General features: G+C 64.9%; 8 protein-coding genes and 2 pseudogenes. 8 read left to right on the top strand and 2 right to left on the bottom strand.

Going from position 1 to position 11777, the window contains the following annotated elements; genetic code table 11:
- Window positions 1-86: 86 nt before the first annotated feature.
- The 5 genes and pseudogenes from D7X12_RS33275 to msrB all read left to right on the top strand — a co-directional run.
- A complete protein-coding gene (locus tag D7X12_RS33275; RefSeq protein WP_120629247.1) occupies window positions 87-1244 on the top strand; it encodes a hypothetical protein in 1158 nt (385 codons plus the stop codon).
- A gap of 490 nt (window positions 1245-1734) precedes the next feature.
- Entirely contained in the window at window positions 1735-2766 is a 1032-nt protein-coding gene (locus D7X12_RS33270; RefSeq protein ID WP_244224934.1) for a DUF2380 domain-containing protein, read from the top strand.
- The gene (locus D7X12_RS33265; protein WP_120629248.1) at window positions 2763-3233 is read left to right on the top strand and encodes an NUDIX hydrolase; all 471 of its coding nucleotides are present in this window, start codon (window positions 2763-2765) and stop codon (window positions 3231-3233) included. The genes D7X12_RS33270 and D7X12_RS33265 overlap by 4 nt, the downstream gene beginning before the upstream one ends.
- Before the next feature lie 94 nt (window positions 3234-3327).
- A pseudogene (locus D7X12_RS44675) lies at window positions 3328-3450 on the top strand (NUDIX hydrolase); the annotation flags it as partial.
- Between the two features lie 142 nt (window positions 3451-3592).
- A pseudogene (gene msrB, locus D7X12_RS33255) lies at window positions 3593-3946 on the top strand (peptide-methionine (R)-S-oxide reductase MsrB); the annotation flags it as partial.
- 313 nt (window positions 3947-4259) lie between these two features.
- Here the strand turns inward: msrB and D7X12_RS42610 are convergent.
- The gene (locus D7X12_RS42610; protein ID WP_158620167.1) at window positions 4260-7946 is read right to left on the bottom strand and encodes an NACHT domain-containing protein; all 3687 of its coding nucleotides are present in this window, start codon (window positions 7944-7946) and stop codon (window positions 4260-4262) included.
- Window positions 7947-8512: 566 nt separating this feature from the next.
- Between D7X12_RS42610 and D7X12_RS42605 the strand changes: the two genes are divergently transcribed.
- From D7X12_RS42605 to D7X12_RS33235, 3 genes are all read left to right on the top strand, one after another.
- The gene (locus D7X12_RS42605) at window positions 8513-8803 is read left to right on the top strand and encodes a hypothetical protein (RefSeq protein WP_147443875.1); all 291 of its coding nucleotides are present in this window, start codon (window positions 8513-8515) and stop codon (window positions 8801-8803) included.
- A 25-nt stretch (window positions 8804-8828) separates the two neighbouring features.
- Window positions 8829-9443 (top strand): DUF2971 domain-containing protein, encoded by a 615-nt coding sequence (locus D7X12_RS33240; protein ID WP_120629244.1) that lies wholly within the window; start codon window positions 8829-8831, stop codon window positions 9441-9443.
- Between the two features lie 393 nt (window positions 9444-9836).
- Window positions 9837-10829, top strand: a complete 993-nt coding sequence (locus tag D7X12_RS33235; protein WP_244224933.1) for a DUF3592 domain-containing protein — start codon at window positions 9837-9839, stop codon at window positions 10827-10829.
- A 21-nt stretch (window positions 10830-10850) separates the two neighbouring features.
- On the opposite strand, the gene D7X12_RS43130 is transcribed toward D7X12_RS33235, so the two are convergent.
- The coding region (locus D7X12_RS43130) for a hypothetical protein (RefSeq protein WP_158620166.1) at window positions 10851-11777 on the bottom strand (927 nt) is incomplete at its 5' end.

Raw genomic sequence — 11777 nt, 5'->3', positions numbered from 1 at the left:
CCCCCCATCTCGCCCCCTCCACCAGCGCACGAGTGCCAGCAGCCCCGTGATGCCCACGGTCGGCACGCTGGCGGGCGGCTTCAACCCTGGCCCTGTGTCTATCGCCTTTGTTCGCTTGGTCGACTCTCATCCTGGATGGAGGTCCGGAATTCGGCCTCAACCTTGGCGCTCCGGTGCGACTGCGTCCATGGGGTGAAGATACGGGTTTCGTGAGGAAGCAGGACTGGGACAGCCTCTCGGACTTCGGACAGGTGGTGCGCGGCCTCAAGCTGGGCTCGAACAACGCGCCCGTGGGGGTCTGGTTTGGCGCGCTGGAGTCCTACAGCCTGCTGTCCGCGCATCTTGTGCGGCGTTACTCCAACCGAAGCAACCCCGACTACCACCCAGCAGGCGGCTTCCTCACCGGCACGTTGGGGCCCTTCTACACGCAGGCCTTCGCCTCGGACGTACTGGGCGCGCGCCTCATGGGGGCGGAAGTCGCGCTGGACCTGGAGCACGTCCTCTTCGGCCAGCCCCACGAACCGGGCCGCTACACGTTGGCGCTTTCCGCCGTGCATGACTGGGGAAAGGCCGGAGGTCGGGCCTCTTCGGTGACATTGGCGCACCTGGACGGAACCGCCGTGGTGGTCGTGCGGCCGGGCTTCGAGGCCCACTTGCTTGCCGGTTGGGGTGGACGGCCCGGTGAGGGCAGCGCGTGGGGTGCGGTGGTGGGAGCGGGCGCGGATGCGGTGACACCCACGCTGGACCTGCGGCTGCGGTTGGAGGTGCGCAGGCAGCAGGGTGGCTTCCGGCAGGGCTTCTTCGGCCCGGACTACGAACTGGCTCGATTCAAGGCTGCGGGGCCGGAGGGAGTGCCACTGGCGGGGGCCCACTTCCCGGATGGGTACTCGGTCTATGGCGAGGCGGAGGTGGGCTGGGACGCGGTCCGCTACGGCGGCCTCTCCAAGCACCTGAAGCTGTCACTGAGCGCGGAAGCCTTCTCGTGGGGCCGCGTCGACGTGGATGGACGCGTGGCGCTGCAACTCTTCGCGCGCAGCCTCGAAGTGGCGGTGAAGGGCCTTGGGATGGGCATGGGACAGGCGGGGGCGCACTACCTGGGAGCCGCCGAAGCCCGCTGGCGATTCCTGGGCGGGAAACTCTACGCGTTGGGGGCAGGCGGCACGCTGCTGTTCCCCACGTCGGAAGGGACGCTGCGGCCAGGGGCGTTCGCCTCGGCGGGCCTGGGGGTGGACAGTGCGCGCTGACGCCCTCTTGCTGGCCCTGGTGATGCTGGCCACGGGATGCGCCTCCGTGTCGCAAGCGCCTGGACGCGGCCGAAGCTTGAGCTACGCGACGCGTGAGGCCTCCTCGCCCGCGTTGGCGGAAATTCCGAGCGATGAGCCCCCGCGCGCCCGGGACGTCCTCCCACGCGCCTTCTCAGGGTCCGAGCAACGCCTCCTGCGCCGCCAGCAGCCGCGTGACGACGTGACAGCCGTGGGAGACGGCAGCAGGGAAGGTGCTGTCGGAGGCCGGGCCCGGAGCGCTGCATCCACGCGGCAGGCGGTCCTCGACGCCACGGACGAAGTGAAGGGCTCCCTGCGCAGCGTCGAGGCCGCTTTCACCCAGTTGGCGGCCCGTCCTCCAGACCTTTGGGGCTTGAGCCTCACCGGCGTCTTCACGCGCTACCTCGACCAGGGCTCCAAGCAGGTGACGTGGCTTCAGGGCGCGCTTGGGAGTGCCACCGCGTTGACGAAGGTGGCTTCGGAAGTCGGCGACACGGACATGGAACGGGGCCTGCTGCGCATGACGGGGCCAAAGCTCCAGGCGGCTCAATTCGGAACCCTTCTGCTGGCCACCTGGGTGGACTTCCTGCACCTCGCGGACGCCGTGCTCCGTCACTGCCCCATGTGCAGCGCCGAGAAGCTCTTCGTGGACCTTCATCGCGTGCAGGGGCTGATGGAGCCCACGCTCACGGACCTCGCCTCACTGGCCCCGGAGCGAGTGGAGGCGGCGACGACCGCGATGCCCGAGCTGATGGGGAAGCTGACGCGTGAGTTCGACACGCTCCAGAGAGAGACCCGCGAGACCCTGAAGTTGAGCGGGCAGGTCATCGCGGCGATGCAGGCGGTGGAGATGGTCGCGATGATCTCCACGATGAAGAGGGCCTTGCCGCGCGTGCCGCCCTCGGCCCCTGTGACGCTGGGCGTGGGCCTCGTGATGAGTTCGGGCGGAGTCATGGTGGGCTCGCGGCTGGTGGTCTCTGCGGAGTGGGTGGAGATGATGCGAAGGCTCGTGCAGGCGGGAGTCATCTCCGTGCCTGCTGTCAGCGCGGCCGTCCTCATTCACGGCGGACAGGTCACGATGGCCCAAGCGCACCAGGACTTGCCCAAGGGCGTGCGCGACGCGCTGGGAGACAGCCCCGAGGTGCGCGGCATGCAGGTGACGGGCAGGGCGGGGGCGGGTATGTCGGACGCCCCGAAGCACCACGTGTTACCGCAAGAGCACCGCAAGTGGTTCGAGCAGCGCGGCTTCAAGGGCGACATGGACATTGACCAGTTCTGCATCCGGTTGGAGCAGGCCCACCACGAGGCCATTCACGGTGGGGGGAACTGGAAGTTGGGTCGCACATGGTCCGGTGAATGGAACCAATTTCTCATGCACGAGTTACTCAAAGCCGAGGCACGAGCCGGCCGGATGCTGACGCGGGATGCCGTCCTGAAGCTCGTCGCAAAGCATATGAAGGACTATAAGCTCCCAATGAACTTCGTTTCTTGGAGGGGCCCATGAGCGCCCGGCATCCGTGGGCGGGCGACGTAAGAGCCCGCCTGTATGAGCGGGTTCGCGAGCGTGGTTACGACACGCTCACCGCCTTTGCGGAGGCGCGCCCTGCCGTTCCATTACATGGGTTGGCCGACGAGCTTGGTGAAGACGATGTCGCCGCGGTGCAGGTGTTCAGCGGGCTGCTTGCAGAGGCAGAGCAGCGCAGGCAGGTCACACGTCTTGTGCGCGATGTACTCGTGCGTGAGTTGTCCGACGACTTCCCTGACGGCTGGCCGACCGTGATGGACGACGCAACCCGTATGGACGTTGCCATAGCACTCGGTCGATGGAGTGGTTACACACCGGAAACCCATCAAGAGCGCGTAGACCGGGCAAGCGATGCGCTCCTTGCCGCCCCGCCGCCGCCCGGCTGGCGTCCGCTCGGTCCTGACGACGAACTGCTCCAGACGCTCCTTCCCGACGAGGAGGCCTGAATGCAGAGGGTGGTCCCGATATTTGGCAAGGCGGGTTTCCCACGTTGTGACGTTGCCACGTTGTTCCGCGGAGCTTCACGAAGGCCAGCAGCTGATGACTGCTGGACGTTCGTGGCAGGGAACCTGGAAGGCCCGCTTGTATGCGCGCATCCGAGAACTCGGTTACGACTCGCTCACTGCCTTCGCGGAGGCGCGTCCCAGTGCATCGCCGGTAGCGCCAAACTGCGTCAGAAGAGTCCGTAAGTCAGTCCACCTGGAGGGGTCATCTGCCCCCTCTGAGTGCGGTTTCCCGACTTACCTGAAGGGGGGCAGGGGTACGACGGAAGCGGGCTGGCGCATCTCAATTCGCGGAGGAAGACCTGGAGGACAAGCTCAACCTTCCCAACGACGAATGGCGCAAGCGCCTCACTCCGGAGGAGTTCCAGGTACTGCGCCAGCACGGCACGGAGTAACCAGGCATGGGCTGTTTCCTGGGCACCCAGGCGCCGGGCGTGTCTATGTGAGTGCGGGGTGCCACAACCCGCTGTTCAAGGCCGGCACGAAGTTCGAGTCCGGTACCGGCTGGCCGTCCTTCACGCAGACGCTGTCCCCGGACTCCGTCACGGAGATCTGACGTTTCGCGCGGCATGATGCGCACGGAGGTCCGCAGCGCCCGCTGCGGCGGGCACCAGGGCCACGTCTTCCCGGACGGCCCGACGCCCACCGGCCTGCGCTAATCCGAACAACCCAGTTTCCCTGGAAGCTCATGCGAAGCCACCCGACCGATGCCTGTTGGGGCTCCTCCTGCTGGGAGGTCCGGCCCGAAGCGCCACCCCCAAGATCCGAAGCCCCCGTGAAGGCCCCCGCCCCGACGGTGAGCTGGCTCTCTCAAGACGCGCTGGCCGCGCCCTGCGAGGACCTCACCTGGGCGGGCACGCACTTCGCTGACGGCCCACGCGCCCAGCGGCCAATGCGCCATCTCTTCCACTGCCGCCTTCAGCATGAAGCCCGGAATGTGTATCACCGAGGAACGGCCCAGCACCGTCACTAGCGAGGCCTCTTGCGGCGTAGGGCAAACTGTGTGTCCGCAACAAGTTGCTTCGCTGCGGGTTCAGGCATTGCCTGAGCGATCTTTAGCGCGGACATGTCACCGCGTGTCCCTTGATGCAAGACAGCGGCGGCGACGATTCGCAAAGCTTGAAGTGAGCGACGCTCTTCGAGCCAACGGGTCATTACCGCAAGAATCTCGGGCCACGGGACATCGGCTTTGAGGAAGCGGCCGAACAGACGGTCCATCCAAACAGTTCGTTTCTCCGCCACCGTCTTGTCGAGTTCCGAAATAAAGCGATCAGGATTCCATTTGCGTTCGCTGTGCGGCTCCTTCAGAGCCTTGTCCAAAAACTCACGCCGCAGTGAGAACCAGCCGTGGTCATTGCATGTTTCCCATAAGGAGTCGATATCCATGGGGGAGAGCAGGTGAAGATAGGGAACCAGCGCCCGTACTTGCGCTTCACGGGTGAGCCCCGGGCGGCCGTGTGTATTCATGCCCACATGGATACTGAAATGCCGCAGAAGCATGGCGGGCTGAGGGCAGTCTTTGATGGCCGCTCTCGTGGCGTCCAATAGGCGTGGCGTGCAGAGGTAGAGCGCTGCTTGCACAAACCGAGAGCTGAAACGAAGGTGATGCCAATGTTTGAGAAGAAGGCGTTCAGCCTCGTCCGTTGGAAGCCGTTGAATCAACTCGGAGGTAATCCAGTCCGAATCAAACTTGGGCTCATCCGCCCAAGCCTGCTTCGCCAATGCCCCACGTCTACCGAATTCCTCATCAAGATTTTGAGTGAGCGCCGGTGACCATAAATATCGTCCGTACTGCCACCAATGGCGGCTGCCGCCCGAGGTTATCTTCTCGATCATCGCCGGAATTGCCAGCGGGTCTTCACGAATCAGTCGCGCCGCCAGAACCCTGTCCGCCAACGCGGCGGAGGGTTTTATTGTGCGGAGAACTTCTAGATCTTGCGGTTTTTTGGTCTGGGACCACAGAGAAAACGCTGCCCTACGAAGGTACTTGTCGTTTCCCTCGGATTGCCAAGCCTCAAGCAACAGGTCTCGAGCTGCCTTCGACATCGGCCGGCCATTTTCTTGAGCACGACGCCATTCGTCTGACGCTGTCATGGCGAAACCAGACGTGGAATCTGTTGCTTCAAAGCGCCGTTGTTCGGCCGCAAGTCCGCGGGCCACAAACAAGACGGCGCTTGGCTCGTCCATGCTATGAAGCATGTAGGTGATTGGCCATCGAAGGTCCTCTTGCGAAGCGCGTTGGATGAAGTATTCGATGGCGGCCCTCGGTGGCCATCGGCTAAATGCCCAGCGCACTTCGTCGCTCGCTAAGTCTTCGCGCGGCGACGGAAACCCCTCTCGCTCTGGTTCATCGGGAAGTGAGGCCCACGCATCGCAGACAGGATTAAGGTAGCGCGGAGGGTCCTCGCCGCAGCACTGCGCGAATGCCCACAAGTAGTCAGCCAGATGAGCGGAGCGGTTCTCATCAGTGCCCCAGCACGCTTCTATCGCAGGGGCCAGACTCGGATCAGCCAAGTGGCCGGCAAGACGCAAGGCGCCCACTCTCGACGGGTTGTTCAAGCTTGGCTGCCTGAGATACTTGTCCAAAGCGTCGGACAGGCGCTTGCCATAGCGGAACTTTGCGTGAGCGATTTGGATGTCTCGCCACGGTGCTCCAATGCCTGGTTCCAAATGGAAGCAGGCCTCGATTCCGCCAAACAGGTCACCATTGCGAAACCGAGCGAATGGGCTCCACGTGGTTCGATCCGGAAATTTGTGAACAATGTCCGGGACAGCGCGGGAATCCGTCTCCGCCAGAATGGCGAGCGCTTCCCACCTCAGGTGATTGTTTGAAGGGTCTCGTGTGCTTGGCTCGTCAAGCCATCGGTGGATGGCCTGGACAATCGCCTCCCCATGAGGCCCGCCGTTCTCGCCCAGCAGACGCAGTGCGTAGAAAAGCGCAAGCGGGTTTGAGGAGGCAACCCGCTGGAGGAAGCCCGCCAACGGACGTTCCCATGCGAGAACGGTACCGATCACCTCCGCGAAATACGGCTCTGTCAATATCGCATCGGCCAAGCCTGCCCCGCGATCCAGTTCAGCCGCAGCATCTGCCAGGAGCCACTCTCGAATGCGGTCGTGGCGGAACACCAACCGCGTTTCGTTTGAAGGCCCTACGATGCGAATCAGTTCCCCTTGCTGGGCTAGGCTGCTGATGAGCCGCAGGGGCTCGCCCTGCAGGCTCTTCCAACTGCTCACTTCACGCCACGTCAGCTCTACCTGACGGCTCGCAAGCATCTCACCCGCAAGCGCCCGAAGGGCTTGGCGGTACTGCGCGGCCGGATAGTCCTTGGCTCCTGCCGAGGTCCGTGAGAGCGAACGCTCCACGAAGCCACCGATGACTCGGTGCGGATCGGGCGCGGCCCCCGGATCATGGAGTGCGATGAGGAGTGGATCGTGACCCAGTGCCTTCGCGATCTCCTCGGCGGCCAAAGGGCTGAGCTCATGCCCTGTTCTTCGTGCCCGAGTGGCAACAGCGTCGCGGCCTTCGTCCTCGCTGAAGCCGCCTGCTGTGATGATGAGAGAGGCGATGAGCTTCTGGGTCTGATCGCTCAATGCGCTGAGCGTCTCCGGCCACAACGGGCAAATGAGACGCCACGGGGACAGCGCCCCAGCCTCCTGTTTGCCCGGTACACGCCGCCAACTGACGAGCTTCTCCAGCAAGAATTGAGGGCGTCCCGAACGATTGATGTCCTCGACAGCGAGCAGCAACGGGTGCGCAGGTGAACACAGCGAGAGGGCCAAGGGGCCCGTCACAGCCAAGGCGGGATGCAACTGGCGGAGCGTCGCCGTAATGGCTTGGTCGAGCGTCATCGAGGACTCGACCGCCACGTGAGGAAGAACGAGCCCGAATCCACCGCCTTCCACATGCGCGGAGAGCTTGCGATGACAGGCCACGGACTTGCCCATGCCGGAACCTGCCACCAGGAAGGTCACGTCACGAGCGAGGCTCGCGCTCAAGACCGTGTCCAGCGTCCGCGGGACCCAGGTGGAAGGGTCATCCAGTGGGCGGGAGGCCTCCAGGCTCTTCTTGGACAATTCATGAAGCAGCTCGGCCGAGAGCTGTTCCTGCTCGATGCCGAGATAGGCGCGGCGGATCCACTGGCCCGTGGGGTGGTGATCAAGGAAGTGGCTCAGCCTCGAGCGCGGCCATAGGTCAATCGCCATCGCGTGCACGCTCCCTGCCGCCACGACGTCGCGAACCAGCGCTTCGCCTGGCTCCTCGTTGGTGGTGAGAACCAACGTTGCACACAGATTCGGCGTTCGTGTTCTCTCTTGCGCGACCAGCTCCGCTGTCTTGAGGAGATCCCCCGCCGGAGCCTTCGGCTTCGTCCCTTTGCGTGGCTTCACCTTCGAAGGGTCATGGAGCCATTTTTTCTCTAAATCGCCTCGCGCGGTGATGGTGTGATGGACCGCGATCATGTGGGGCGGATTGGCGCCCTGGACGAAGCAGATTCCGTCGAGTGGCGACTTGACGGTCTTTCCCGCGACATTGACGCCAGGGTGCGCCAGCGATGCGTAGTCGGGTTCGGCTTCTCGAAGGATGGCCGTCGCCAGCCGCTCGAAGAGGCCCTCGTCCGTGATGGACGCCAAGGCCTGTTCTGTTGTCTGTGCGGTCATGTCCGTAAGCCACTCCTTCCTCAGGCGAGAGCATAAGAAAAATGGGAGGCCGGTTGAAGGTGAGGGCTGGAGCGGAGGGGCTAAGGAGGGCCGCGGACGGGAGCCGCCCGAGCTTTGTGCCAGGCCCGTTTAGGGGGCCGAGCCCCCCCATAGGGCACACTGCTGCCCAGGCCGCCCTCCCATCAGGGCGCAGCGAGAGCCTGAGCTGGGCCTGTGGGGTGTCTTGAGCGCCTCGACACCACGCTGCCTGGGGTGGCCCTCGCGGCGGGGCTCGCCTCGCACCTGCGGTGGCCAAGCCCAGGTGCTTCACAATCGCGCGCACCCCTCGTGCTCCCTTCACGCACGCCAACACCCTTAAGCCTGCCTCCACACCTCAAGCACACCAACACATCCAGGGCGAACGTCCTTTTCAGCAGCTCGACCCAGTCCAAACGGGGTGTGCGCTCCTTCCTCGGCTCCTCCACCGTCGCGCCAAAGGCGGGGCTCTCCTCCTCCAGCCCCGGCTCCGCCCCTGCTTGAGGGAGCGAAGAAGGTGTCGGTTCATTGACGTGCGTTCTGGCGCCGCCGTGGTCGCGGTCGTGAGAAGAACCCCCGCACGATCCCGAGCACGGAAGTCCCCGCCCCAGGCGGGCCTCCTCGTCCTCGGCGTCCCGAGCGTCACCGGGAACATCAAGGCGGTGCGTTCGCTCGTCGTTCCCCTGCAGGTCGCGACGGACAACGGGGCCCGGAAGGTGCTGATCCCGACGGAGAACCGACGGAGCTTCATGGAGGTCAGCGCCGAGGTGCTGGAGCGGGTGGACCCGATCTTCTACGGCGACGCAAACGCAGCTGCGTTCGAGGCGCTCGGGGTGAGGTAGAATCCCCCGCCATCCCAGGAGCGCCATGAAGGCCTACAAGTTCCGATCCGCCAGCCAGTTGTCTTTCGCTCTCGAGATCATCTTCGATCAGCGCCTTTACTGCGCGGACTGGAAGACCCTGAACGACCCGATGGAGGGCATGTTCGCCTTCTCGGTTCCCGCCGGGGCTGACAGGAACGTAGTAGACATCGCCGTTCAGGGGATCGTGAACGGGAAGACGGGGCTGCGGGTCTGTTCGCTTTCGACAACGTTCGACTGTCACCTGCTTTGGGCGCACTATGCGGGCGGGTTCGACGGCTTGGCCCTTGAGGTGGAGATTCCGGACGACGACCCGCGGGCTCGGCACGTCACCTACGGTGGTGTGTTCGCCGCCGTGAACGACATCAACAAGCTTCCCGATGACATCGCGCGTGACGTGCTATTTTCCAAGTATCGAGAATGGGAATACGAGCGGGAGGTGCGGATCCTCCAGACCGGGAACTACTTCGATCTCCCGACGCCCGTTCAACGGGTGATCGTCGGACACCGCATGCGGCCGTCGGTGCTTCGTGCGATCCAAATCATCTGCGAGAAGCAGGGAATCCCTCTCCTCCGAACGGGAATCGGCGACGAAGGGATCGACGCGGACGTGATCGAGTAGCATTCGTGTGGCTGCTTGGGGGCCGGATTGCCCTACTTCGGCCCCGTCAACGCCTCCACCGACGCCCTGATGGCCCTAACGGTCCAGGGCCCGTCCTCCAGATTGCCCCTGTTGGGCCGCATGTGCCCCCAGTGTGACCCTCCAGCGGGGAATTGAACGGGACGAGACGGAACGGAGCGGGGGAACGATCCGAAGTGAGATCAAGGCGATAGCGGGTAACAGCGCGTCCTGCCTGGGGCTTCCTATCGCATTGTCTGCGGGTTCGAATCCCGCCCACAGCACTGGTTGCACGTTCGAGGGTCGGCCGCGTCCTGGCGGGTGTCCAGGACGACCGGGGCCGGCTTCACCGACCCCGGAGGGGCCCTGTGTAGACTGGGGGTCATGTCCTCTCGCGTGGCCTCATTCGTTTTGTTGCTCGTCTTCGTGTTGCCGTGGACGGCCATCCTGGGGGCCATTGACGTCTTCGCCAGCGCCCACATGGTCCGTCAGGTCGAGGCAGCGAACTGGCCCTCCGTGCAGGGCACCATCACCCGGAGCGAGGTGGAAGCAGTTCGCTCGAAGGGCATCATGTACAGCTTCAAGGTGGGCTACACCTACTCCGTCGACGGGCAGCCCTACGAAGGCAGCAAGCACCGCTCCTCCTCATGGCGCACGAGCGACCCCGGGGACGCGGAGGAGCTGGTGGCGCGCCATCCCCTCGGGACCCATGTCCCCGTGTACTACCAGCCCGGTCAGCCCTCGGAGGCGATGTTGCAGCCGGGCCTGGGGAGTTCGGACCTGTTCCTGCTCATGGTCCTGCTGCCCTTCCACCTGGTGGCACTCTGGCTGGTCGCCATGGTGGCGCAGGGCTTCAAGCCGGAGCCGCCGCTCCTGTCCACCTTCGTCCGGGAGGACGGCAGCGAGTGCGTAACGCTGGATGCGCCGTCGCCGGCCCTCTGGATGTTCCTGGCATGGGGGAACTCCGCCCTGGTGTGCGCCGTGATGGGAGGAGCCACGGGTGCATTCATCGCGCCGCTGCCCGTAGGCGTGGGAGCCTGGGCGGTCGTCATCGCCTGCGGTGTGCTCGCCGGACTGTGGGCGCGCGCACGGCGGAAGGCCGGGAACTTCGACCTGTGCCTCCACGCCCAGACGCGAAGCCTCTCCCTGCCGCCCTTCTCCGGCCGGAAGCACCGGCTCGACGTCCGGTGGCGTGACGTGCAGTCGCTCCGCGTCGAACCCCAGGTTCGCGTGCAGAACAAGAAGCAGGTGACCCGCTACCCTCTCACGCTCGGGCTCTCCACCGCGGACGGAGAGGTGCGACAGGAATCCATCGCCGATTTCGCCCGCCAGGAACAGGCGGAGGCAATGGCAGACTGGCTGCGCACGCACCTCAAGGCTCCAGGCTGAACGAGAATCGCGCTCCGTCGTTCAGGAGGCCTTTGACGGCGCCGGGTCCGGGACGGACTGGATCTGCGCGCCGTCCTCCAGCAGGCGCTCACGCGGGTGCAGGCTCGTGATCGAGCACTGGTAGCGCAGCGTCCAATAGAACATCGACCAGGACTTGTAGGCCACCGTGGGAAAGCCCTGTAGCAGGGGGATGCCCGCGTGCATGAGCTGCGCGAGCGACTCGTTGGCGGCGCTATTCCCGAAAGCCATGCCCTCGTGCATGACGTACTGCCAGCGCCCCGCCTCCAGACACGAGTCCGCCTGGACGGCGTAGGAGAAGGCATGCGGGGCGTCCACCTCCACGCGCAGGTGCTGGTGCGCCGGGATGTGCGGCACGCCCGCGACGGCATAGGGCTTCTCGTGGTCCCAGCCCCACAGGTGCGTCTCGTCCTCGCCCGTGGGCAGCCAGCGCCAGTGCATGTGCAGACAGTCGTGGATGCAGAAGGGCGCCATCGCGATGTTGTCCAACCGCATGTCTTGCGAGGCGTTCTTGAAGAACTCGCGGATGCTCCGGGGGGCGCGCATGGGCGGCGCCACGTGGATGTTGTCGAAGTAGCCCTGGCGTTCCTGGAGCGGCTCCTGCCAGCGCTGGTAGTGGTCGCGGTCGAAGACGTCGACGTTGAAGCCCGGCCCCCCGGCGATTTGAGGCGACGCCATGAGGTAGCCCGCGCCCGCTCGCAGGTTCGTCTTGAACCGGCTGAACATCTTGTGCCACAGCGGGGGAATGTTCGGGTTGAAGAGGTTCTTCCAGGACAGCAGCCCGTCGTTGGCGTCGGACCACATGCCCGTGGCCATCTCGTGCAGCATCTCGTCCTGATCCTCCGGACGGTCACCCGGCAAGGCCTGGGCGTGGACGCCGTGGTGGTGTCCGTGCCCGGGGTCCGTGGGCGTGGTGGGGGGGATGTCGCC

Source organism: Corallococcus sicarius, from assembly GCF_003611735.1.
Lineage (GTDB): Bacteria > Myxococcota > Myxococcia > Myxococcales > Myxococcaceae > Corallococcus > Corallococcus sicarius.
The sequence above is the reverse complement of the archived record's forward strand: the minus strand, read 5'-3'. Positions and strand labels throughout refer to the sequence as shown.